We start from the raw sequence: 23,772 nt of genomic DNA, 5'->3' as shown, positions 1-23,772 counted from the left end.
ATGAAAACGCCCGGCCTTGGCCGGGCGTTTTTGTTTCTTGGGCTGCCTTTATTGGATGACCCGCTTGGCCTTGGCCAGGCCGAGGAGCTCCAGCAGGCGGATATAGGCCCAGCCGATGTCGAACTCCCAGGGCTTCACGGCCAGCTTGGGGCTAGCGGCGTAGCGGTGATGATTGTTGTGCAGCTCCTCGCCGCCGATCAGGATGCCCCAGGGAAAGAGGTTGGTGCTGTTGTCCTTGACCTGGAAGTTGCGGTAGCCGGTGAAGTGGCCGAGGCCGTTGATCACGCCCGCCGCCCAGAAGGGGATCCACAGCATCTGCACGCCCCAGGCCAGAAAGCCCGCCAGCCAGCCGAAGAGCAGCAGGTTGACGGCCAGCAGCAGGGTGATGCCCAAAGCCGGGAAGCGGCTGTACAGCTTGCGCTCGACCCAGTCTTCCGGCGTGCCGCGCCCGTATTTCTCGACCATGTCGCGGTCCTGGACCGCCTTGCGGTACAGGAAGGCGCCGCCGAAGAGCACGTGCCAGATGCCGTAGATCTTCGGGCTGTGGGGATCGCCCTCGCGTTCGCAGAAGGCGTGGTGCTTGCGATGGGAGGATACCCACTCCTTGGTGACCATGCCGGTGGTGAGCCAGAGCCAGAAGCGCATGAAGTGGCTGACCAGCGGGTGGAGGATGACGGACATGTGCGATTGCGAGCGGTGCAGGTAGATGGTCACCGACGCGATGGTGATGTGGGTGGCGAGCAGCACGTAGAGGACCACCCACCAGCCGGAAACGGGTAACAAGGGGAAGCTCATGATTGCGGGAATCTCCTATTCAGATGTCTGGGTCTTAAATGGCCCGGGCAACACGGCCATTGTATGACGGCGGCGGGGCAAACGAAAGGCTATTTTGGGCGGCGGGGCAGGGGGCGCCACCCATTGTCAGTGCCGCGGCTCGAGCAGCCGCACATGCTCGCGCAGAAAGTCGAGGAAGGTGCGCGCCACCACCGACATTTGCTTGTGCCGCGGGCGAACCACATACCAGGAGCGCCGGATGGGAAAGCCCTGCACGTCGAGCACGGTCACCGCTTCCCGGTGGGGATCGGGATGGAGGGTGCTCTGGGACAGGAGCGCCAGCCCGAGTCCGCCGGCGACTGCCTGTTTGATTGCCTCGTTGCTGCCCAGTTCCATGCGTATCCTGAGCTGCGCCTGACGCTCCTGGAACTCGCGTTCGATGGTCATGCGCGTGCCCGAGCCGCGTTCCCGCACGAGGAAGGGCTCGTTTGCCAGGTCGGCGAAGGGGATGCGCTTGCGCCGCGCCAGCGGGTGCGAGATCGGCGCCAGCACCACCAGCGGGTTTTCCATGAAGGGCTCGCATTCCATGTCGAGTTCCTCGGGCGGCACACCCATGATGTAGACATCATCCTGGTTGCGCCCGAGCCGCTCCAGCAGGCGATCCCGGTTGACGACCTCCAGGGCGACATCGATTCCCGGATACTGGGCGCAAAAGGGCCCAAGGATCCGCGGCATGAAGTACTTGGTGGTGGTGACCGCCGCGATCCGCAATCGTCCCCGCTTCACGCCCTTGAGGTCCGCGATGGTCTGCTCGAAACGGGCCCAGGTGTCCAGCCAGTCGGCACAGGTGGCATAGAGCTCTTCGCCCGCCTGGGTGAGAAAGACCTTTTTGCCGATCTGTTCGAGCAGCGGCAGTCCCACCTCTTCGTGGAGCAGCCGGATCTGTTTCGAGACCGTCGGCTGCGTGACGTGCATTTCTTCAGCCGCCCGCGAAAAGCTCTTCAGGCGGGCTACCGCCTCGAATGTCCGCAACTGACGCAAGCTGACGCGCATCATGACGCTCACCCCTCCTGTTAGAGTATTGCCTACAGGCTATCATTTCTATTCTAACAATTCATTTTTGTTTTGCATCCATCTTTCCTAGACTCGGTGGCCAGGCGTTCTCATCACCAACCGCAAGGAGTCAGGCCATGCCACCTACACTGAGTTCGTTGACCCCCGTTCTCGTTCTGGCCGCCCCGTTGCTGCTTTGGGCCGTCGGCCTCATGCCGACGGCGCTGGCCAACGCCCGTCCCCGCCTGATGGCACGCATGAACATCGCCGCCGCGTGGCTGGCCTTCGCCGGTGCGTTGCTCGCGGCGGTGGCGCACGGTTTCGGCGCGACGCATTCGTGGACTTTGTTCTCGCTGCCCGTGCCCGGCGATGTTGGCGCGTTTTCCGTCGGCAGCTACGTCAATGGCGTGACCATTATCATGCTGATGCTCGTGTCCTTCGTGGGAGTGGTGGTGTCCCGCTATGCGCGCAACTACCTCGACGGCGATGCCAGCCAAGGCCGCTTCCACAAGTGGTTGGCCCTGACGCTCGCCGCCATCCTGACCTTGATCGTATCCGGCAACCTGCTCATGTTCTCCCTGGCCTGGATCGCGACCAGCCTCTGCCTGCATCAACTGCTGCTGTTCTATCGCGAGCGGCCGGCCGCCGTGCTGGCGGCCCATAAAAAGTTCGTCGCCAGCCGCATCGGCGATGCCAGCCTGCTGCTCGCGATCTTCCTGATCGGGTCGACGCTCCACACCTTGGAGTTCGGGGAGATCTTCCGCCGCATGGCCGCGCTGGACGGGCCGCTGCCGCCGGCCCTGCAATGGGCCTCGATGCTGATCGTGCTGAGCGCCGGCCTCAAGTCGGCCCAGTTTCCCTTTCACGGCTGGCTGATCCAGGTGATGGAGGCGCCCACGCCGGTGTCCGCGCTCCTGCACGCGGGCATCGTCAACGCCGGGGCATTCCTCGTCATCCGCATGAGTCCGGTTCTGTCCCATTCGGGAACGGCCCTGGGCCTGTTGGCGCTCGTCGGCCTGGTTACGCTGACCTTGGCGTCCCTGGTCATGCTTACACAGACCAGCATCAAGGTCTCGCTCGCCTGGTCCACCACGGCGCAGATGGGCTTCATGCTGCTGGAGTGCGGCCTTGGGCTGTATAGCCTGGCCATGCTGCACCTGGTGGCCCACTCGCTGTACAAGGCGCATGCCTTCCTGGCTTCCGGCAGCGGTGTCGACGGCTTTCGCGCACCCGCCGTGGCTTACCAAGGCAAGGACTGGCAGCTCGGCCACCTGGGTTTCGCCCTGCTCGGCGCGGGGCTGATGGCCCTGGGCGTCGGCGCGGCATTCGGCATCATGCCGCAGGCGCAGCCCGCGCTGCTTGCCGCGGGAGCCATCGTGGCCATCGCCCTGAGCCAGTTGCTGCTGCAGGCGGCCAGCTTGCCGGGCAGCCCGGCTTTCCTGCTGCGCGTTCTGGGCCTTGCCGCCATCGTTTCCGTTGCTTACTTCGCCCTGCACGGGGTGTTCGAGCGCGCCCTGCACGGCAGCGTGCTGCCGCTGCGCGATGCGGCCAGCGCCTTTCAGCCCGCGCTCATCGGGCTGACCATCGCCGCTTTTCTCGGCCTGCTGATGGTGCAGCAGTTCTTCAGGAGCACGACCCCCTCCCGCCTGCGGGAGGCCCTGTACGTGCATCTGTACAACGGCCTGTACATCGACGTTTACATCACACGATTGTTGCAGCGCGTGTGGCCCGGGCCGCTCCAGTCCACCCAGTCCCAAGGAGGCTAATCATGAGCGCCACCGATGCCATTTTCTTGAAAGAGTCCGATCTGCCGGTCCGCGAAACAGACACCCGTCCGGAGCAGGGGCCGGGCCGGGCCGGCGCCCACGCCGCCGGCCCGGCCCAGACGGACGCCGTCGAACTGGACCGGCTCATCGACGCAGCCTGCGCGCGCATCGCGCCCCTGTGGCCGCTGAAGCACTTCGTCGCCGTCAACCCGTTTTTCGGCCTGCGCGACCAGACATTCCAGGAGGCGTCCGACACCCTGGCCCGCGTCGTTGGCAGCAGCCTCTATATGCCGCGTGCCTACTATCGCGAACAGCTGGCCGCGGGCCGCATCACGCGCGAGGACCTGGAATTGGCCATCGCCCGCTGCGGCAGCCAAATGGATGTGGCGGCCATTGAACGGGTGCTCGCCTCGGAAGCCCCCCGGCCGAAGATGGGCATGGCTTCGGTCAGCGAGGTGCTCGACCGGGTGGAGGGCGGCATGTGGACGAGTTTCGTCACCGAGCGCATCAGCCTGCATTGCGCCGCCTATTTCGACCTGGGCCAGGCCATGGTGAGCATGCCCTGGCGCGGGCAGTCCCTGTATGCCGCCTGGCGCAAGGCCGCCGCTCTCGACCGGAGCCCCGCCATGATGGGTCTGGGCGACTTCCGGGCGGCCGTCGCCAGGCTGCCTGCCCAGCCGCGCGCGGCCATTGCCTGGGCGCTCGAGCAGCTGGACATTCCGCCGGCGGCGACGGAGCGCTACCTGCACGCCGCACTGCTGAGCATCGGCGGTTGGGCGGCCTGGACCCGCTACTTGCGCTGGCAGGCGGAACTCGCTGGGCAGCAGGACGATTCCATGGTCGATCTGCTGGCCATTCGGCTGATGTGGGACGTCCTGCTGTTCACGGAAAAGGGCACTGCGGCCCTGGTGGCGCGCTGGCGTGAGATGTTGGCCGCCAGCATGCGGCCGCCGTCCGCCAAGCGCCAAGCGGCTGCGGAGGTCGACCGCATCCTGCTCAACGCCATGGAGATCGGCTTCCAGCGCGAGGTGATCGCCGGGCTGGGTGCCGCGCCCAAACACGGGGAACGCGCCCGGGCCGCCGCGCGGCCGGCAGTGCAGGCGGCCTTCTGCATCGACGTGCGTTCCGAGGTATTCCGCCGCGCCCTGGAAACGGTGGCGCCCAAGGTGCAGACGCTCGGGTTCGCCGGCTTCTTCGGCGTCTTCATCGAATACGTGCCGCTCGGCGCCGGCGCCGGCCGTTCTCACGTCCCGGTGATCTTCAACCCCGCCTACCGCGTATGCGAGCAGCTGAAGACCGACGATCCGCAGGCGAATGCGCAGCAAGCGGCCAAGCGGCGCCAGCGCATCAGTCTGAGCAAGGCCTGGAAGGGGTTCAAGCTGTCGGCGGCCTCCTGCTTTTCCTTCGTCGAGGCCGCCGGGCTGATGTATGCACCCAAGCTGATCAGTGACAGTTTCGGCTGGAGCCGGCCGGTACCCGACCCGTTCACGCAGGGGTTGGACAAGCAACTCATCAGCCGGATCGGCCCCGCCCTGGCCGCCGCGCCGCAGGCGCAGTGCTGCGGCCAGCACGCGGAGGCGGGCATCCCGCAGGCCGATTGGGTCGACAACGCGGAGCGTATCCTGCGCGCCATGGCCCTAACCGGCGATTTCGCGCGCTTGGTGCTGCTGGTGGGGCACGGCAGCAGCACGGTGAACAATCCCCACGCCACCGGTCTGGACTGTGGTGCCTGCGCCGGCCAGACCGGCGAGGCCAGTGCCCGCGTGGTGGCCGCGCTGCTGAACCAGCCGGCGGTGCGGCGCGGTTTGCGCGAGCGCGGCATCGTCATCCCGGAGGACACCTGGTTCCTGGCCGGTCTGCACGACACCACCACCGACGACGTGCGCCTGTTCGACACCGACGAAGTACCCGAACCGCTGGCACAGGACCTGGCGCAACTGCGCCAGTGGCTGGAGCAGGCCGGCGGCCTGACCCGCATGCAGCGCGCCGCGCTGCTCGGCACCGCCGGCCTGCCGGACCGGGCCGTGGAGGCCGATGTGCGCCGGCGCAGCCGCGACTGGTCCCAGGTGCGCCCGGAATGGGGCCTGGCCGGCAACGCGGCCTTCATCGCCGCGCCCCGGGAGCGCACCCTCGGCGTCGATCTGGGCGGCCGCGCCTTCCTGCATGAGTACCGGTGGCAGGCCGATGAAAGCTTCCGCACCCTGGAGCTGATCATGACCGCACCGTTGGTGGTGGCCAACTGGATCAACATGCAGTACTACGGCTCGGTAGTCGACAATCAGCGCTTCGGCAGTGGCAACAAGGTGCTGCACAACGTGGTCGGCGGCGCCATCGGCGTGCTGGAGGGCAACGGCGGCGACCTGCGCGTCGGCCTGTCCTTGCAGTCGCTGCACGACGGCAAGCGCTGGGTGCACGAGCCCCTGCGCCTGAGCGTGTTCATCGAAGCGCCCGCGGCCGCCATGGACGACGTCATCGCCCGCCACGAGCTGGTGCGCCAGTTGGTGGAGAACGGCTGGCTGCACCTGTTCCGCATCGGCACGGACGGCGGCATCTTCCGGCGCGTGGCAAGCGGGCGCTGGGAGCGGTTCGAAGCGAGTGCGCCATGAGCGTTGCATCCGCCGTCTGCCAGCGGTGTATACCGGCGCGGAAATCGCGCTGCCAACCCGGCACGGCAAGGAACGGGTCATCGCCCCGGCCGTGGAAAAGGCGCTGGGGTGCCGCATCAGGCACGTGGCCGGTTACGACACGGACCGCCTTGGCGCTTCACGCGCGAAACACCGCGCCCGGGCACCCAGTTGGAAGCGGCACGGCGCAACGCCCGCATCGCCGTGGAGCTGATCGGCTTGCCGATTGGCGTGGGCAGCGGACGAGCGTGCCCTCGAGTGCACCGCGTGGCCCAAGGGCGGGCGCGCTTCGCGCGCCGCTTCATTCGCCATTGGGCTGCGCTCGAGGCCTTCGCCCAAGAGGCGGGGTTCCCGGCACAGCATCTGGTCCTGCGCTTGGAAGGCGCATGCGATTCGGGCATGCGTAGGGGAATCGATGCCTGGACCGGCCTGGAAGACGCCTGCGCCTGGGCATTGGCGACGGCGAGCGGGCAGGCCCTCGCCGAGACCGACGGACGCGCCCATGCCAATCCGTTGCGCATGGCGAACATCGGCCTCGCGGCCTAGGACCTGGGGCCAGGCTCGCTGCGGGCCTGGAACGCCTGCTGATGGACGGCCTGGCCGAGCTGCCCTACTGCAAGTACCTGCGCGTGCTGGACGGTCATGCCCGCCAACTTGCTGCCAATGCTTCCCGGGCGGGCTCCTGACGGAGCACTGCGGCCGAGACCGCAGCGATCGGGCGTATCTGGCGGAAGCGCTGGCGGGCAGCCCGTTCTCCCTGTCGGCAGCCTGCATCAGCCGCAATGCGCGGCGTCTCTCTGACTGCTGTGCAGCGGATCGAGAGCCCGACGGCGAATCCCGCGGCTATCTCGGCGTGGACTTCGACCTGCGCGAAGTGCCAGCCACCCAGCCGCTCTGCGAGCAGTCGGGACAGTGGATGCGGCACCAGGGCGATCCGGCCATGCGTGCCGGTTTGTTTCAGCAGGAGCGGGTCGCCAGCCCGATGGATGAGCGCATCGACGCGGGGCTAGATCCTCTCGCTGAATTGATCACAATGCATGGCGTCTTTCACGCCAAGCTGCATTTTTCCAGTTCGCGCGCCACCCTTTGGCCGCTGCGCGACCCTTGTCGCTTTCTCATCCGTGGCATCAGCGAGCTTGCTGGCGCGGATCTTTGCCTGGCCTTCGCGCCGGGGTTGTCCGGATGACGCCGCGATGCCGGCGGATGCCTTGCCCGTGATCCTGCGCGGCTTTCGTGACCTGCGCTTCATGGACGAGACGCTTGACCTGCGCCCTGGAACGCTGAACGTCTGCAACGGCATGGTGGGCCTCATCTTTTCCTGCCATGGTTGGCATCGTGTGCGCTGGAGCGGGTCCTTGGACAAGAGCAGGTCGCTTCCGGCTCGGCGCCGCCGGCGGCGCAGCGTCAGCTCACGCCGCGTTCCCGCGCGCCATCCATTCATTTCGGTTTATGGTTGCCATAAAAAATCAAGACTGTTGTTTATCGTATTCAATATCTACCATTAGCTTCCAATGAATGGCTGCATCCAGCTCATCCACGGGCTGCATCCGGCCATGCGGCTTTTTCGGGACAGGAACCACTGATCCGCTGCCCGGATTGCCGCTTCTCAAAGCCTTGGTCGGGGCGTTGCTGACCTGCCCCCGGCATGATGTATCCGTCGGCGCGGCAGTGGCCGCATTTGCCGCCGGGCGGGTGCCGCCGAATGGCCCCGCACCCTGCGGTTTCCCCGCGCCGCCGAGGCGCTGAATGAAAACAACTTGCATACGGGAGAGTTGACACAGTGGACAAACTGACAGCTTTGCTTCCGGCCATTCCGCTGTCCTCGGCCATACTGATCGCGTTGCTCGCCGGCAGGCCGCAGCGGAGCTTGGCGCGCCTGAGCGTCGCGTTTTCGGTAATCACCCTTCTGCTCGCCGCCGCCTCGCTGGTGCTGTATTTGAGCGAGCGGGACGCCCAATGGATATCATCCGGCCTGCCTTGGGGCAGTCTGTACCACGATCCACTGAGCAGCATCATGTCCCTGGCGGTCGCGGGCATCAGCTTGGTGGTGCACGTCTACTCGGTTCGCTACATGGCCGAGGAGCGCGGCTATGTCCGCTTCTTCGTGCTGCTGGATCTGATGACGGCCACCATTCTATTGATGGTGGCCGCAGGCGATCTCATTACCCTGCTGGTGGCGTGGCATCTGGTCGGCGTGCTGCTGTATTTCCTGCTCGGCCACGATCTGCAGCGGCCGACCGCGCAACGCTACGCCTTCTGGACCTTCTTCACCTACCGGCTCGGCGATCTGCCGCTGGCGCTGGCCGCGGTCCTGCTGTACCAGGCCTTCGGCACGGTGTCGCTGCCGGCGCTCTTCGAGCATCTCGCCGCCGCCCCCGACACCCAGACCATCTTCGGACTCCCGCTGGCGGCCACGGTCGGCCTGCTGGTGGCGCTGGCCGCCTTCGCGCGCTCGGCGCAGTTCCCGCTGCACACCTGGCTGCCCTACACCATGGAGGGACCGACGCCGGTCTCGGCCCTGATGCACGCGGGCATCGTCAACGCCGGCGGCTTCATCATCACCCGCTTCGCCCCGGTCTTCGTCTACGCCGGCGAGGTGCTGCACCTGGTCTTCGCGGTGGGCCTGGTCACGGCCATCCTGGGTTCGGTGCTCATGCTGACCCAGAATGACATCAAAAAGTCCCTCGGCTATTCCACCATGGGGCAGATGGGCTTCATGTTCGTCGAGTGCGGCGTCGGCGCCTTTTCCCTGGCGATCTATCACCTGATTGCCCACGGCCTCTTCAAGGGCACGCTTTTCCTCGGCGCCGGCGGCGTGATCGGCAACGCGCGCAACCACGACGGCGTCCCGCAGGACGATGTCTACACCTTCGTGGTCGAACGCAAGCCGGTGGCTTCCCGCCTGCCCTGGGTGGTCGCCGCGGCGATCACGGTGGTGGTGCCGTTCGTGATCCTCGGCCTGTCCCATTGGCTGGTGGGCGGCGATTTCGTCGGCCAGCAGGGCGGCATCATCCTGCTGTTCTTCGGCTGGGTCACCGGCGCGCAGCTGCTGTTCGCCACCTACCGCCTGCATGCCGAGAGCCCGTGGCGCCTGATGGGCATGATCATCCTGTCGCTCACCATCGTGGTGGCCGGCTATACCCTCATCGAGCACGCCTTCAGCCAGTTCCTGTTCCCGGACCAGAACTTGAGCGAACGCATCTACGCGGCGGCCAGCATTCCGTGGGCGACCTTCGATGTTCTCGTCGCGATCCTGACGGCCGCCATCGTCCTGGGCTGGCTGGCGACCTACTACGCCGCAGCCAGGGGCGGCACGCGCGACGGCGATGTGTCGCCTCTCAAGCTGGCGTTCTATTCGCTGATTTCGCGCGAACTCTATGTGGCCGACGTGTATGCCAGGTTGACGGAATCCGTGCTGGCCCTTTCGAAACGGCTGAACGTCTGGACGAGGTGGGTGTGACATGACGCTACTGCTGATTGCCGGATTGTTTCTGCCGCTGTTCCCGCTGAGCATCGTGCTCAATGTCGCGGTCACGCGGCTACGCCATCCCGTTGCCCGCTTCGTGCTGTTGCTGCTCTGGCCGCAGCTCGGGGTGATGGCGTTGCAGGCCGCCGGCCAGGATGTCCCGTCGGCCTTCGTGCCCTGGGCACTGCTGAGCGCGGGATTCTACGCGCTGCGCCTCCTGACCGTGCGGGACCTCGGCCTGTGGGCGAGCTTTCTCGCCACATCGGCGCTGGCCCTGACCTGGGCGCTGGCCAATGGCGGCGCCAGCATCACCGAGCTGCGGTTCTTTGCTTTCTGGTTCAGCCTCCCGGCAGCCTTGCTGGCGCTGCTCACCGGTCCTTTGTCGCGACGCTTCGGCGCGGCCTACGCGGGCTTGCCCGGTGGGCTGGCGGGCATGCTGCCGCGCCTGTCCGGCGTGCTCGTCCTGGCGGCACTGGCCGGCGTTGCCACGCCGCCCTTCCCGACCTTCTTTGCCATGCTGGGCCTGCTGCAGCGGCTCGGCTGGTCGGCCGCCCTCGGCACGGTGTTCATCTGGCTGATCTGGGGCTGGGCGGCAATCAGGCTGGTGCAGGGCTTCGTGGTCGGCCCCGCCCGCCAAGGATCCATCGATGACATCGGACGACCTTCCACGCTGGCGTATGCGAGCCTGCTCGTCGCCTTCGTGGCTGCCGGTCTCTACCTGACAGGAGGTAGCCTGTGACGCTCGCACTCGGGAGACGACTCAAGATCCGCGCCATGGTCCAGATGGCCGGCGAACCCATTCCCTTCTTCTGGCCGATGCGCACCTTCATCCACCACAATCCCCTGCACGGGTTGGAGCACATGCCCTTTGAGCAGGCGACGACCGAGGGCGAGCGGCTCTTTCATGCGCGCGCCTACCTGCCGCGTGCCATCTATCAGCGCTACCTGGCCAGCGGCAAGATCGACACGGCCGTGCTGGCGGCGCAGATCGAGCACTTCCGTGCCAAGCAGCCGTCCCTCGCGGGGCTGGATCTGCAACAACTGCTGATGACGCTGCTGACCCAGGTCGAGCAGCCGCTGGGTTGGCGCCCGACCCTGGCGAACGGGCGTGATGTCCATGCCGCGCTCACCGGCGCTGCCTTGCCCCCGTTCGAGCTCGATCCGGTGTCCCTGGCCGCGCGCGTCAAGGCCGAGATGCCGCCCAGCCGCCCGGTGCACGCCGTTGTGGACGCGCTTTTCGGCACAGAGATCGGCACGACCCTGGACGAGCTGGTGATCAAGAGCTGCCTCGATTTCTTCGACGAGGGCCAGTCCGTCTGGCAGATGCCCGGGCGCGAAAAGGGGTTGTTCACGGCCTGGAGCGCACTGGCGCGGCGCAACCTGAAGCTGTTCATCCATGGCCTGCACATCAAGCAGATCCTCGCCCTCGACGACACGCCCGAGGGCATCATCAGCCATGTGATGACCGAGCTGCGGGTGCCCGAAGATGCCTGGATGGATTATTTCACGGCCGAACTGACCCGGCTGCATGGCTGGGCCGGCTTCATCCGCTGGCGCTCGGGTGCCAAGCACTATCACTGGAATCAGATCTATCCGGCCGATCTGGTGGATTATCTGGCCATCCGCCTGGTGCTGGGATTGGCGCTGTTGCGCGAGCACGCCCAGCGCAAGCGGATCCCGGTGAATACGGTCGAGCTCGCCCGCTTCGTCGACGAGCACCCGGAGGAAGCCTATTTGCGCCATGAGCTCCACGGCAAGCGGGTTCTGCCGGCCATGGCGCATGCGGTCGAGGATGCCATCGAGAGTGGACGCAAGGCGCGCATGGTCCGCCTGCTGCCCGAATACCTGGCGCGCAAGCGCGAGGACGAGGCCCGGCGCATGGCCGCGGGCTTGCGGCAGCTGGCCGCGCGCGCCGGGATGGCCGATGCGATTGAGCACCTGAAGCCGAACGAGGTCGATCGCCTGTTGCCGATGCTCGCCAGCCTCGAGCGGGAAGAGGGCCAGATGTGGCTGAATGCTCACGAGGCGCAGCACATGGATCGGCTGCTGAACGGGCTGAAGCTGACGGCGCCGGCGCCGCGCGAGAAGCGTCCCTTCGCCCAGATGCTTTTTTGCATCGATGTGCGTTCCGAACGCATCCGCCGCCACCTGGAACAGCTCGGCGACTACCAGACCTACGGCATCGCCGGTTTCTTCGGCGTGCCGGTGAGCTTCGTCGGCCTGGACAAGGGCAGCGAAACCCATCTCTGCCCGGTGGTGGTCACCCCCAAGAACATGGTGCTGGAACTCAGCACCGCGCGGAACACGGATGACGATGATTTCGTCACCGCGCTGGAGCACGTCTTCCATGACCTGAAAGGCTCGGTGCTGTCGCCCTTCATCACCGTGGAGGCGCTGGGCCTGCTCTTCGGCCTGGACATGTTCGGCAAGAGCTTCGCGCCGCTGGCATACAACCGCTGGCGCAGCCGGCTGCATCCGGCCAGGTCGAGCAGTCGCCTGCTGTTGGACAAGCTGACGCGCGAGCAGGCGGACTCGATCATCCGCTCCCTGCAGCGGGTCATGATCGTGAAGGCGCTCGGCCGCGAGCTCGGCATCGAGCGCGAGGCGATCACCGACGACATGATCCGCGAGCTCCGCGAAGCGGCCATGGGCAACCAGGAGGGGCCGACCGAGTTCGCGCGCCAGTTCAAGCTGGATGCCCAGGCCGAGGCCAATTTCATCGATTGCCTGCGGCGGGTCTATCGCATCGACCGCGGTTATGTGCAGATCCAGTTCGAGCGCCTGGGGCGCATCGGCTTCACCCTGGACGAGCAGGTGCACTTCGTCAGCCAGGCGCTGCGCTCCATCGGCCTAACCAAGGACTTCTCGCGTTTCGTGCTGCTGACCGGCCATGGCAGCAGCTCGGAGAACAATCCTTACGAATCCGCCCTCGACTGCGGCGCCTGCGGCGGCAACCACGGCATCGTCAACGCCCGGGTCTTCGCGCAGATGGCCAACAAGCCGGCGGTGCGCGAGCGCCTGCGTGCTCAGGGCATCGACATCGCCGCCGATACCTGGTTCATTCCCGCCCTGCACAACACCACCACCGACGAGCTGCGGCTCTATGACCTCGAGCTGCTGCCGCCGAGCCACCTGGTGTACCTGGAGCGGCTGACCAACGGCCTGCGGGCTGCTTCGCGCCTGAGCGCGGCGGAGCGGCTCCAGACCCTGGAGCCCGCCGACAGCAGCGATGACCCGGAAAAGGCGTACCGCAATGCGCGGCGCAATGCCATGGACTGGTCGCAGGTGCGGCCCGAGTGGGGGCTGTCGCGCAATGCGGCCTTCATCGTCGGCCGCCGCCACATCACCGAGCACATGGACCTCGAGGCCCGTAGCTTCCTGAACTCCTACGACTACCGCTGCGATCCCAAGGGCCGCCTGCTGGAGAACATCCTGGCCGGGCCGGTGGTGGTCGGCCAGTGGATCAACATGGAGCACTACTTCTCGGCCGTCGACAACGAGCATTACGGCAGCGGCAGCAAGGCCTACCACAACATCGCGGGCCGTTTCGGCGTCATGACCGGCAATCTGAGCGATCTGCGCACCGGCCTGCCCTCGCAGACCGTGCTCAAGGATGGCGAGCCCTATCACGAGCCCTTGCGGCTGATCACCGTGCTCGAGGCGCCGTTCGAGACGGCTCGGCGGGCCATCGAAGCGGTGGCGACCATCAAGCACCTCGTCCACAATGGCTGGATCCGCATGGTCATCGTGGATCCGGAGACCCAGATCTTCCACGTATTCGAAGATGGGGAATGGCGCCAGCGCGTGGCACGTGCATCCGGCATCACCGTCGAAGCAAAGGAGAATGCGGCATGACCAATCTCAATCTCAGCCCCGTCAAGAAGCTGGAGATCATCATCGAGGGCGCGCATCAGGAGTTTGCCACCGATCTGCTCGACCGCGCAGGCGTCACGGGCTACACCATTGTCGGCAATCTGTCCGGCAAGGGCCGGCACGGCTTCCATGAGGGCCACCTCATGTTCAACGAGGACGCGGTGTTGATCATGATCATCGTGGCCGTTCCCGAGGAGTTGGTGGAACCCATCCTCGAAGGCTTCGCGCCGTTTTTCAACAAGCACACCGGCGTGGTGTTCATCTCGGACATCCAGGTCAGCCGCTTGGTGAAATTCAAGAGCTGAGCCGGATGCCCCGGCCATCGGGCGCGCGGGATCGATTCCGGCGCGGCGGGGGCTCGTTCCGCAAGGGGCGCACGCCGCATCGCAAGCCTGGGGCATCAGGCCCGCGCGCCGTGCCTGCCCGTGCCTTCAGCGGCTTTCGGCGCTGCCCGGACGCGAAAGGCCGAAGTGCGAAGGCTCGGCGGCACGCAAGTCCGCGTGCTTCCCGCGCTGCCCTGGGCGGGGCGCCGGATTCGGCTGCGGCAGCTTGATGATCTGCTCGGCTTCGGTCAGCACGAATTCGTGGAAGGCCTGCGCAATGGGCGACATGCGCTTGCCGCTGCGGGTGACGAGATACCACTCCTTCATGATCGGAAAGCCCTCCACGCTCAGAATGGCAATCCGGTCCAGCGCCAGTTCGAATTCCAGCGTGTGCAGCGACACGATGCCCAGCCCCAGGCCAGCCATGACCGCATGCTTGATGGCTTCGTTGCCGCTCATCTCCATCGAGGTATTGATCTTCACGCCGCGCTGCTGAAAGAAGCGCTCCACCGCCATGCGCGTGCCCGAGCCGCGCTCGCGCAGGATGAAGTTCTCGCCGATCAGCCGGCTGAGCGGCACTTGATCCACGCCCACCAAGGGGTGGTCCGGCGGTGCGATGATCACCAGCGGGTTGCGCAGAAAGGCTTGCGCCTGGAGCTCGATGTTGTGGGGCGGCGTTCCCATCACCACCATGTCCGGAATGTTCTCCTGCAACTGGCTCACCACCTCCTCGCGATTCCTGACCTCCAGGTGCACCTGGGTGCCGGGATGGCGGTCGACGAAGGCCGCCAGCAGATAGGGGGCGAAGTAGTTGCCGGTGCTGGTGACCGTCAGCGACAGCGTGCCGCGCTTCACGCCCTTCATGTCGTCCAGCACCGACTCGACGTCGCGGAACTGCTGCGCGATCGCGCGGCTGAAGGCGTACATCTCCTTGCCGGCTTCGGTGAGGAAAATCTTCTTGCCGATCTGCTCGAACAGGGGCATGCCCACGGCTTCTTCCAATTGCTTGATCTGGGTCGACACCGCAGGCTGGGTCAGGTGCAGTTCCTCGGACGCGCGGGTAAAGCTGGAATGCCGCGCCACCGCTTCCAGCAGGCGCAGTTGGCGAAAGGTCACATTCAAGGCCGGTTCCTTTCCGTAAGGACGTTCCATTCATTAACGTGAATGGAAGTGATTCGATGTTTTGCTTTTTTATTATGTTTGTTGGCTTGGTCGCGTGCAATCGGGGGCGCTCGGGGGCGGGGTGGGTCAGGGGGAGTGGGCTGTGGCTGTGGAGTCGGTTGGGCTGAGCTGGAGAGCCCCGACGTTTTGAGCGCAGGCGCGGGCTGGCCCGCGATGACTCGCTCGCCACACGGTTGATCGCGAGCTCGCTTCTACAGTTGGGATGACAACCCGTCAGGCTTGGCACGGTATCACGTTGGCATGCCCCGGAATACCTTCGAGGAGAAGGCAGGGTGAGGGGAGGCGTTGGCTGACGCCCGGGCATCGCTCCTCGGCCACACGGTCGCCACCGGCCGCAGGCGCGAGCGGGCTCGCTCCTGCATGTCCGCAGCCGGCACCCGCTCAGCAGCGGGCGCGAGCCGCGGGGACAGGCTGCTCCTGCCATTGGGCGCCAGTGCCCGTCCAGTTGGCTCCCTCGGCGGAAACCATCCTCATCGTGCCTGGACCGGACCCAGTCCCTGCTCCAGCCTTGCACGCAGCATCTTGCCGGCACGCTCCAGCCCATAGCGCCGGATCTCCGCCACCGGCGCACCCTGCAGTTCCGCGGGCAGGGGCCAGCCCAGGTGGGCCAGGGCGCGCGCCCAGGCGTCGCTCGGGCGGTTGCCCCAGGCCTCGGCGCCGGCGCTTTTGGAGAGCTTGTGTCCGCTGGCGTCCAGCACCAGCGGCAGGTGGGCGTAAATCGGTTCCGGATAGCCCAGGGCTTCCTGCAGCAGGCGCTGGCGGCCGGTGATTTCCAGCAGATCGGCACCACGCGCGATCTGGGTCACGTCCTGGGCGGCATCATCCACCACGCAGGCGAAGACGTAAGCGAAGATGCCGTCGGCGCGGTGGATCACGAAGTCGCCCTGGCGGGCCGGATGCTGCCGCTGCGGGCCGTGCAGGAGATCGAGAAAGCGGACTTCGCCTTCGGGCGCGTGCATGCGCACGGCCCGCGCCGTGCGGCCAGGCGGCAGGCCGGTGCGGCAGGTGCCGGGATAGACCCCGCCCGCCAAGCTGACCTCCTGGCGCGAGCAGCCGCAGGCGAAGGCCGCGCCCTGTGCGCGCAGGGTCTCCAGGGCCGCCGCATAGGCTTCCAGGCGGGTGGACTGGTACAGCACCGGGCCGTCCCATTCCAGGCCGAGCCGCTCCAGATCGCGCAGGATGGCCGCATCGGCGTCCGGCACGTTGCGCGGCGTGTCCAGGTCTTCCATGCGCAGCAGCCAGCGGCCGCCCAAGGACTTGGCACAGAGATGGCTGCCGATGGCGGCCACCAGCGAGCCCAGGTGCAAGGCGCCGGTGGGGGAGGGAGCGAAGCGCCCGACGGGTGTTGCGCCGGCACGGGCGGAGCCGTCCGCCGGAGTCAGAACAGGATCATCAGCCATAGGAAAAGGGTGCCGAAAAAGGCCACGGCACTCAAGGCAATGGCCATGGACAGGATTTCAGCGTCCAGCTCGAAGCGGTCGGCCAGCATCAGGGTGGCCATCATGGTCGGCATGGCGCTTTCCAGGATGGCGGCTCGGATGGGCTCGCCCTGGCCGGCCAGCGGGCGGGCCAGCAGCCAGATCAGCAGCGGGGCCAGCAGAAGCTTGACGGCGCCGGCCGTGGCCACCGGCCGCAGGCGCCGGCGCCAATCGGTCAGCGGCAGGGACAAGCCCACCGTCAGCATCATGGCCGGAATGGTGGGCGCGCCGATGAAGTGGGCGCTGGCCGCCAGCCAGTCCGGCACCGGCCACTGGCCCAGCCGGAAGGCCAGAGCGGCGGCGAAGGCCCAGATGGGCGGCAGCGTGGCCAGCACGCGCAGGAACCGCCCGGCGCCGCCGGCGGGCCCCGCGCCCGGCCCCAGCCGGTAGGCCAGCCAAACGCCGAAGGTCCAAGTCAGGGGCAGGGTGGCGAGGATGTCGGCGTAGACGGCGTAGCGGGCCGCATCCGGCCCGAAGAGGGCGATCTGCACCGGAACGCCCACGCCGACGATGTTGCCGAAGGCGCCGGCCAGCACCAGCGCCGCCAGGCTGGCGGGCGCCAGGCCGCGGCCCAGCGAGGTATGCCGCAGCAGGAGATAGCCGATGCCGGCGCCGGCGAAAACGCCCAGCGCGACCAGCAGCGGCACCCATGCGGCTTCGACGCCGCAGCGGGCGCGGCTGATGACCGAAAAGGCCAGCGCCGGGTAAAACAGATTCAGCACCAGGGCATTGACGACCTTGCGCGCGCTGGCGGCGCTGACGCCGCCCGGCTCCCAGCGATTCCACAGTCCGCCGATGATGATGAGCAGGGCAAACGGCACCAGCACATGGCTGGCGAGCTGGATGGGGTCGATGGGCATGAAAGGGCGCGGCCGTTCTCGGGAAAGCTGCCAAAGGGGGAAGTGTAGCCCATTTCCGGGGATTCGCGAGCCGCTGGAGCGCGGTTCGGGCGGGGCGTGCCGGCGCCCCGGTGCGGCCGGGGCGCCGGCGGCACGGCGACGCTACATCTTGATCTGCGTCCAGCCCTCGTGGTCGCGCTGGACGATGTGCACGACGGCGGCGGGTATGATGGTGACGCCCTCGGCCAGGTCCGTGGGTTGGATCTTCATCGCCTTCATGGTGTTGTTGCAGGCCAGGAACTTGATGCCGTACATGGAGAGGCTCTGGATGTTCTCGGCGACCGGAGAGTTCTTCAGCAGCATCTTGATGCCCGGCCCCCAGGCGACCACCTCGATCTGGGCCTTGTCCATGCCGATCGTGGTCATGACCTGCCGGGCCGTGCTGATGGCGCCGTGCCAGCTTTCCTGGCTGGCGCTGTTGACCTCCAGCAGGAGCTTGAAGTTTTCTGGAGACTGCGCCGGCGCGCTGTCCTGCGCCTGGGCCTGCAGACTGAAGCTCATGAGCGCCACCCACAGCACGAGAGCGACGCGGGCCATCATGTTTTTCATGTTTCCTCCTCGAATCGGCTTGGTCTTGGATGCGGACAACAGTCGCTTTAGAGGGCGCGCGCGCATCCAGAGTTCCTTCGAGCGGATCATGAGGGTGCGACGGAATCTTGACACCAGGGGCGGGCCGGAGTACTCCTTTAGCATCGGCGACGGTGCCGTTCGCGTGTGAGATTGCACCCCGACCATCCAGATCCCCATTTCCCGAATCCGTGGTGCCACGAAGGGCGGCAGCGAGGCGGCTTTCCGAGGCGCGTGTCAGCCGTTCGGAGGGACTTGCGTTCGTGTCAACGATGGTCGGGTACTGCCCTGGTGGGCTCGGGATCTTCGACTATATTGGGGTAACGTAACAACGCCCGTGCGGAACGACGGGCGCCCGCGCGCAGCTTCCCGGGCCGTCCGGCATGTCGGGTGCGCCCCGCAAGTCCTCTTGCACGATAAGGAATTTCTATGTCTTCACCCGCTGTGCCCGTGACTGCCTCGCCCCCCCGGCGTGCCCGCACCGCCTCCTGGGCGCTCAGCACCTACTTCGCCCAGGGCCTGCCTTATTCCATCGTCCATCAGATCTCCGCCCAGTTCTTCACGGCGGCCGGCGCCAGCCTGCAGGCCATCGGCCTGACCTCGCTCTACGGCCTGGCCTGGAACCTGAAGTTCCTGTGGAGTCCGCTGGTGGACGTCATCAGCAGCAAGAAGATCTGGATCGTGGGCATCGAACTGCTGCTTGCCTTGGCGGTGGCGGCGCTGGCCTGGCCGGCGCAGAGCTTCGATCTGGGGCTGGCGGCCAAGGTTTTCCTCGTGATCGCTTTCATCGCGGCCACCCACGACATCGCCATCGACGGCTACTACATCCAATCGCTCAATGATGCCGATCAGGCCGCTTACTCCGGTCTGCGGGTGGCGGCTTATCGGGTGGCCCTGCTGGTGGGCAACGGCGCCCTGGTGGTGCTGGCGGGCATGGTGTCCTGGGTGGCCTGCTTCCTGGCGGCGGCCGGCATCCTGGCCTTCCTGGCCGTGCTGCATCATCTGCTGCTGCCGCCCGTAGCCGCCAGCCAAGACACCCTGCGTGCCGCCGTGGTCAAGGAAGCCTTCCTGAGCTACCTGCGCCAGCCCCACATCTGGATGGTGCTGGCCTTCATCCTGCTGTTCCGCGCCGGCGACGCCATGATGTTCGCCATGGCCACGCCGCTCTTGAAGTACCTGGGCTACGACACCGCGGCCCGCGGCTTTCTGTCCGGCACTGTCGGTACCCTGGCGGGCATCGGCGGCGCGCTGTTGGGCGGCGCCATCATCAGCCGCTACGGCTTGCGTCGCTGCTTTTTTCCCTTCGCCCTCATCCAGAGCCTGGCCATCCCGGCCTATGCCTGGATGGCCTACGCCAAGCCCGGTCTCCTGGGCGTGGCGGCGGTGGTCGCCTTTGAGCAGGTGGCGGCCGGGTTCGGCACGGCGGCGCTCATGGTCTTTCTGATGCAGCGCTGCAGCGGCAATTTTCAGGCTACCCATTTCGCCATCGGTTCCGCGCTCATGTCGGTGGCCGCCACCATCGCCGGCAGCCTCAGCGGCTTCGTCGCCGCCGGCGTCGGCTTTACCGTGTTCTTTTGGATCGCTTTTGTGATTTCCTGGCCGGGCGTCCTCCTGGCCTGGTTGATGCCGGCGCGAGTGCACCATGGATAAGAAGATGAAGAACCCCCGGCTGCTTGCTTTCGACAAGCGCAGCAAATGGCTGCTGATTTCCGCGGTCGCGCTGCTGGCGTCAGCCTGCGATTCCGGCGGCTTGCGGGCCAACCCGTCCCTGGCCAAGCCGGCGCTGGCGGCACCGGCGGCGCAGCAGGCTGCCTGGCAGCGTCCCGCCTACCCAGTGAGCCCATCGCTGGCGGAGACGCTGAGGAGCTTCCCCACGGCGCAGATTGATGCCTTTCTGGCAAGCCGCTCCGCCAGCGAGGGGATCTGGGGAGTCAGCGTGATGGACCTGAACAGCCGGCAGCCGCTATACGAAACCGGCGGCACCGAGCCGCTGCAGCCCGCTTCGACGGCCAAGCTGCTGACTACCGCCTTCGCCCTGGACGTGCTGGGCCCGGACGCGACCTTCAGCACCCAGGTGTTGGCCCGGTCGGCACCTAACATCAACGGCGTGGTGCAGGGGCCGCTGGTGCTCCTGGGCGGCGGCGATCCCAACCTGTCCAGCCGCGTCTTCCCCTTTCACGGCACCACCGTGCGCGGCCCGCTGAGCGAGCCTTTCGACAAGTTGGCCGAGGCGTTGTGGGCGCGTGGCGTGCGTGAAATCCCCGATGGGCTGGTGGCGGATACTCGGCGCTATCCCACGGAACCCCGGCCGGCTGGCTGGACCGAGGAGGACAGCATCCGCTGGTACGGCGCTCCGGTGAGCAGCCTGAGCTTCAACGACGGCATGGTGCTGGTGACCGTGCGTCCGGCGCCGCGCGCCGGGCAATGGGCTTCCGCTTCCATCGAGCCCAATCCGCGCGGCCTGATCCGCAACGCCGTGATGACGGTCAATGGTGGCGGCAGTGCCGTGCGGCTGGTGGACAAGGGCGGCTACTGGGAGCTGCAGGGCCAGGCGCGCGCGCGCGGCGGCGCGCGCTTCATGATGCTGGCCCAGCCGGATCCGGCGCGCATGGCCGTGCTGGCTTTCCGCGATGCCTTGGAAAAGCGCGGCATCCTCGTCGGCGGCGGGGTGGAGATCCTGCGGCGCAGTCCCGGCGAGAAGGTCTACAATTCGCTGAGCTACGGCAACTATCTGACACTGGCCGAGCTGCGCTCGCCGCCGCTGCGCGAGGCGGTGGCGGTGGTGAACAAGGTCAGCCAGAATCTGCACGCGGAAATGCTGCTGCGCGAGGCCAGCCTTGCTCAAGGCGGCGACGGCAGCCTGGCCACGGCCTCCTTCCACCTCAAGAGCTGGCTGCGCGAGCGCGCGCTGCTGACGCCGTCCTGCTACATGGACGACGGCTGCGGCCTGTCGCGCAACAACCGCCTGCCGCCGGCGGCCCTGACCGCGGTGCTGAGCTATGCCAGCACCGCGCCCTGGGGTACTGTCTGGCGCGCCTCCCTGCCCTGGGGCGGGCATGACGGCACCCTGCGCCACCGCCTGCGCAGCCTCAACGGCGAAGCGGAGGTCTATGCCAAGACCGGCAGCCTGCGCGGCGTGCAGACCCTGGCGGGCTACATCCGCAAGGCCGATGGCCATGATTACGCCTTTGCCATCATGGTGAACGGGTTCCGCGTGTCCGACGCGCAGATCAAGAGCCGCATCGACCAGCTGGTGGCCCTGCTCGCCACCAGCCGGATCTCGAATCAGCCGCTGCCTCTGGGTGAAGAAGCGGAGACGGAGTTCTGACCCGCCATGCCGGAGCTGTCGCCGGAGCTGCTGTCCGCCTACTTCCAAAGCCGCTACGCGGTGCAGTGCGCCGAAGGGCCGGCGTGTTTTCGCATCGGGGACGAGATCCTGCCCCCGTGCCTGCGCCGGCCCTTCGCCCTCATCACCGCCTGGAATCCCCGCTCCCAGCCGCTGGACCGGGAGGCCAACGATGCTCGCCAGCGGCTCCTGCTGGAGCAGCTCGCGGCGCGCGGCTGGTCCCATTTGCCCGCGCGCGGCGAAGGCCGCGACGGCTGGCGCGAGGAAAGCGCGGCCGTGTTCGGCTTGCGCTTGGACGAGGCGCTGGAACTGGCCCGCGTTTTCGGCCAGCATGCCATCGTCTGGGGCGACGGCGCGCGCGCCTGGCTGTACCTGAGTTCGGGGGAGCGGGTGGAGCAGGGCACCTGTTCCGAGTCCGGGCAATGATCCGCTCCGCTCCCGGCCGTTGCATCTGCATTGGCGCATAGCGCCCGATCCACCCGGACGCGGCAGGGGCGAGGGAAGCCCATCCGCCGCTTCCGGATCGGTGCCGCACCGATTGCTGCGGGACTTCCCGCCGCCGAAGCGCTATCATGCCGCCTCGTGGATTCACCCTCGTCATCCGCATCCTTCGCCATGCCAAATCCCGACAGCCATCTTCTCAGCATCGCGCCCATGATGGAGTGGACCGACCGCCACTGCCGCTTCTTCCTGCGGCGGATCTGCCGGCACTGCCTGCTCTATACGGAGATGGTCACCACCGGCGCCATCCTCTTCGGACACGACCGCGAGCGCTTTCTGGACTTCGACGCCAGCGAGCAGCCGCTCGCCATCCAGTTGGGCGGCGATGATCCGGCGCAACTGGCCCAATGCGCCCGCATTGCCGAGGACTGGAACTATGCCGAAGTCAACCTCAACGTCGGCTGCCCCTCCGACCGGGTGCAGTCGGGCCGCTTCGGCGCCTGCCTGATGCGCACCCCCGCGCAGGTGGCGGACATGGTGGCAGCCATGCGCGGCGCCACCCGCCTGCCGGTGACGGTGAAGCACCGCATCGGCGTGGACGAGCTGGACCGCTACGAGGACGTCGCCCGCTTCGTGGAAACGGTGGCCGCGGCGGGCTGCGCGACCTTCATCGTGCACGCCCGCAAGGCTTGGCTCAGCGGCCTGAGCCCGGCGGAGAACCGCACGGTCCCGCCCCTGCGCTACGAGCTGGTGCATCGGCTCAAGCGCGACTTCCCGCACCTGCGCATCGAGCTGAACGGCGGCGTCACCACCCTGGCCCAGGTGGAAGCGCAGCTCCGGCAGGTGGACGGCGTCATGGTGGGCCGCGCCGCCTACCATGACCCCTGGATGCTGGCGCAGGCCGACGCGCGCGTCTTCGGCCGCCCGCCCGCCGTGCCGCTCACCCGGCGCCAGGTGATCCGCGACATGCAGGCCTATGCCGAGGACGTGCTGGCCGGCGGGCGCGCCACCCTGCACCAGATCACCCGGCACATGCTGGGACTGTTCCATGGCGAGCCGGGCACGCGTGCCTGGAAGCGCTTCCTGAGCACCGAGCTGCATCGGGGCCGTCCGGGGCCGGAACTGCTGGACCGCGCCATGGCCCAGCTGAGCGACGACGTGCTGGACCGTCCCGCCCGCGACACCCCCGAAGCCACGGCGATTTTCCGCGCCGGCGCCTGAACGGCCGCTTTGCCTCGCCCGCGCAATCAGTCCTTGTCGGGGTCAGACTTTTGGGGTAAAAGTATGCCGCTGTATCCAGCTTGAACGCGGGTTCAAGTCCCACAGCCATCTCTGCTTTACGAAATCCACCAGCTTTATTTGGCCGCCGGCACGCAGCCCCATTCCACGCACGCGCCTCCCGCGGGAGTGACCCTGAACCGGCATGACGACTGATGGTAACGCGCAAGAGGACGAGATAGTGGAAGCCGAAGCCAAGAGCCGCACCTCCGGAAGCACCACCTGCAATCAATTCCTGGAACAGTTGCTGACCGCCCTGGAAGCGGCCAGGGACGGCGACTTCTCCGTGCGTCTGCGCCGGAGCCGGACCGGATTGAGCAGCGAGGTGGCCCAGGTCTTCAACGAACTGATGGCCATGAACCAGAAAATGGCCAACGAAATCATGCGCGTCGGCCGGGTCGTCGGCCAGGAAGGCCGCATGACCGAGCGGGCCCACCTGGGCGACGTCTCGGGCGCGTGGCGGAACAGCGTCGATTCCATCAATACCCTGATCGGCGATCTCGTCCAGCCGACCACCGAGGTGGCGCGCGTGCTCAGCGCCGTGGCCGAGGGCGATCTGTCGCAGAAGATGGCCTTGGAGATCGAGGGGCGGCCGGTCAAGGGCGAGTTCCTGCACATCGGCACCACCGTGAACACCATGGTGGATCAGTTGAGCTCCTTTGCCTCGGAGGTGACGCGCGTGGCGCGCGAGGTGGGCACCGA

20 protein-coding genes are annotated in these 23,772 nt (G+C 67.0%); 14 read left to right on the top strand and 6 right to left on the bottom strand.

Going from position 1 to position 23,772, the window contains the following annotated elements; all coding sequences use genetic code 11:
- Window positions 1-48 precede the first annotated feature (48 nt).
- Window positions 49-795 carry a DesA family fatty acid desaturase gene (locus G579_RS15925; RefSeq protein ID WP_081662597.1) on the bottom strand — a complete coding sequence of 249 codons (747 nt, stop codon included), beginning with the start codon at window positions 793-795 and terminating at the stop codon, window positions 49-51.
- Window positions 796-921: 126 nt separating this feature from the next.
- Window positions 922-1,830, bottom strand: coding sequence for a LysR family transcriptional regulator (locus G579_RS0104795; RefSeq protein ID WP_028989265.1), 909 nt, complete (start codon window positions 1,828-1,830; stop codon window positions 922-924).
- Window positions 1,831-1,964: 134 nt separating this feature from the next.
- On the opposite strand from G579_RS0104795, the gene G579_RS0104790 reads away from it, so the two are divergent.
- From G579_RS0104790 to G579_RS0104750, 9 genes are all read left to right on the top strand, one after another.
- The gene (locus tag G579_RS0104790) at window positions 1,965-3,593 is read left to right on the top strand and encodes an NADH-quinone oxidoreductase subunit L (protein WP_028989264.1); all 1,629 of its coding nucleotides are present in this window, start codon (window positions 1,965-1,967) and stop codon (window positions 3,591-3,593) included.
- A gap of 2 nt (window positions 3,594-3,595) precedes the next feature.
- Window positions 3,596-6,199 carry a YbcC family protein gene (locus G579_RS15920; protein WP_081662596.1) on the top strand — a complete coding sequence of 868 codons (2,604 nt, stop codon included), beginning with the start codon at window positions 3,596-3,598 and terminating at the stop codon, window positions 6,197-6,199.
- Window positions 6,200-6,388: 189 nt separating this feature from the next.
- Window positions 6,389-6,763, top strand: a complete 375-nt coding sequence (locus G579_RS18140) for a hypothetical protein (protein WP_155989746.1) — start codon at window positions 6,389-6,391, stop codon at window positions 6,761-6,763.
- Window positions 6,764-7,070: 307 nt separating this feature from the next.
- Window positions 7,071-7,403 carry a hypothetical protein gene (locus G579_RS18135; protein ID WP_028989262.1) on the top strand — a complete coding sequence of 111 codons (333 nt, stop codon included), beginning with the start codon at window positions 7,071-7,073 and terminating at the stop codon, window positions 7,401-7,403.
- A gap of 7 nt (window positions 7,404-7,410) precedes the next feature.
- Window positions 7,411-7,722: a hypothetical protein gene (locus G579_RS18985; protein ID WP_155989745.1), complete on the top strand. Its 312-nt coding sequence runs from the start codon at window positions 7,411-7,413 to the stop codon at window positions 7,720-7,722.
- 275 nt (window positions 7,723-7,997) lie between these two features.
- Window positions 7,998-9,677: an NADH-quinone oxidoreductase subunit 5 family protein gene (locus G579_RS0104765; protein WP_028989261.1), complete on the top strand. Its 1,680-nt coding sequence runs from the start codon at window positions 7,998-8,000 to the stop codon at window positions 9,675-9,677.
- Between the two features lies 1 nt (window position 9,678).
- On the top strand, window positions 9,679-10,422 hold the full coding sequence (locus G579_RS0104760; RefSeq protein ID WP_028989260.1) for a hypothetical protein: 744 nt from the start codon (window positions 9,679-9,681) through the stop codon (window positions 10,420-10,422).
- The gene (locus G579_RS15905) at window positions 10,419-13,538 is read left to right on the top strand and encodes a DUF2309 domain-containing protein (protein ID WP_081662595.1); all 3,120 of its coding nucleotides are present in this window, start codon (window positions 10,419-10,421) and stop codon (window positions 13,536-13,538) included. The genes G579_RS0104760 and G579_RS15905 overlap by 4 nt, the downstream gene beginning before the upstream one ends.
- A complete protein-coding gene (locus tag G579_RS0104750; protein WP_028989259.1) occupies window positions 13,535-13,861 on the top strand; it encodes a P-II family nitrogen regulator in 327 nt (108 codons plus the stop codon). Before G579_RS15905 ends, G579_RS0104750 begins: the two co-directional genes overlap by 4 nt.
- A gap of 126 nt (window positions 13,862-13,987) precedes the next feature.
- Here the strand turns inward: G579_RS0104750 and G579_RS15900 are convergent, their stop codons facing one another.
- The 4 genes from G579_RS15900 to G579_RS15890 form a co-directional block, all read right to left on the bottom strand.
- Complete coding sequence (locus G579_RS15900) at window positions 13,988-14,995, bottom strand: LysR family transcriptional regulator (protein ID WP_230973801.1); 1,008 nt, start codon at window positions 14,993-14,995, stop codon at window positions 13,988-13,990.
- Window positions 14,996-15,531: 536 nt separating this feature from the next.
- Complete coding sequence (gene gluQRS / locus G579_RS15895) at window positions 15,532-16,461, bottom strand: tRNA glutamyl-Q(34) synthetase GluQRS (RefSeq protein WP_081662593.1); 930 nt, start codon at window positions 16,459-16,461, stop codon at window positions 15,532-15,534.
- On the bottom strand, window positions 16,440-17,399 hold the full coding sequence (locus G579_RS0104735; RefSeq protein ID WP_051180879.1) for an AEC family transporter: 960 nt from the start codon (window positions 17,397-17,399) through the stop codon (window positions 16,440-16,442). The genes gluQRS and G579_RS0104735 overlap by 22 nt, the downstream gene beginning before the upstream one ends.
- Window positions 17,400-17,540: 141 nt before the next feature.
- Window positions 17,541-17,987 (bottom strand): DsrE family protein, encoded by a 447-nt coding sequence (locus G579_RS15890; RefSeq protein WP_162142969.1) that lies wholly within the window; start codon window positions 17,985-17,987, stop codon window positions 17,541-17,543.
- 447 nt (window positions 17,988-18,434) lie between these two features.
- On the opposite strand from G579_RS15890, the gene G579_RS0104720 reads away from it, so the two are divergent.
- The 5 genes from G579_RS0104720 to G579_RS15870 all read left to right on the top strand — a co-directional run.
- Entirely contained in the window at window positions 18,435-19,655 is a 1,221-nt protein-coding gene (locus G579_RS0104720; protein WP_051180877.1) for an MFS transporter, read from the top strand.
- Window positions 19,648-21,333, top strand: a complete 1,686-nt coding sequence (dacB, locus tag G579_RS15885; protein ID WP_081662591.1) for a D-alanyl-D-alanine carboxypeptidase/D-alanyl-D-alanine endopeptidase — start codon at window positions 19,648-19,650, stop codon at window positions 21,331-21,333. The genes G579_RS0104720 and dacB overlap by 8 nt, the downstream gene beginning before the upstream one ends.
- A 6-nt stretch (window positions 21,334-21,339) precedes the next feature.
- Window positions 21,340-21,777, top strand: coding sequence for a DUF3293 domain-containing protein (locus G579_RS15880; RefSeq protein WP_051180874.1), 438 nt, complete (start codon window positions 21,340-21,342; stop codon window positions 21,775-21,777).
- A 189-nt stretch (window positions 21,778-21,966) separates the two neighbouring features.
- On the top strand, window positions 21,967-23,013 hold the full coding sequence (gene dusA / locus G579_RS15875; protein ID WP_051180871.1) for a tRNA dihydrouridine(20/20a) synthase DusA: 1,047 nt from the start codon (window positions 21,967-21,969) through the stop codon (window positions 23,011-23,013).
- A gap of 202 nt (window positions 23,014-23,215) precedes the next feature.
- Window positions 23,216-23,772 (top strand): HAMP domain-containing protein (locus tag G579_RS15870; RefSeq protein ID WP_155989744.1); only part of this gene is annotated, 557 nt, incomplete at its 3' end.

The sequence above is a fragment of the Thermithiobacillus tepidarius DSM 3134 genome (assembly GCF_000423825.1).
Classification (GTDB): Bacteria; Pseudomonadota; Gammaproteobacteria; order Acidithiobacillales; family Thermithiobacillaceae; genus Thermithiobacillus; species Thermithiobacillus tepidarius.
The sequence above is the reverse complement of the archived record's forward strand: the minus strand, read 5'-3'. Positions and strand labels throughout refer to the sequence as shown.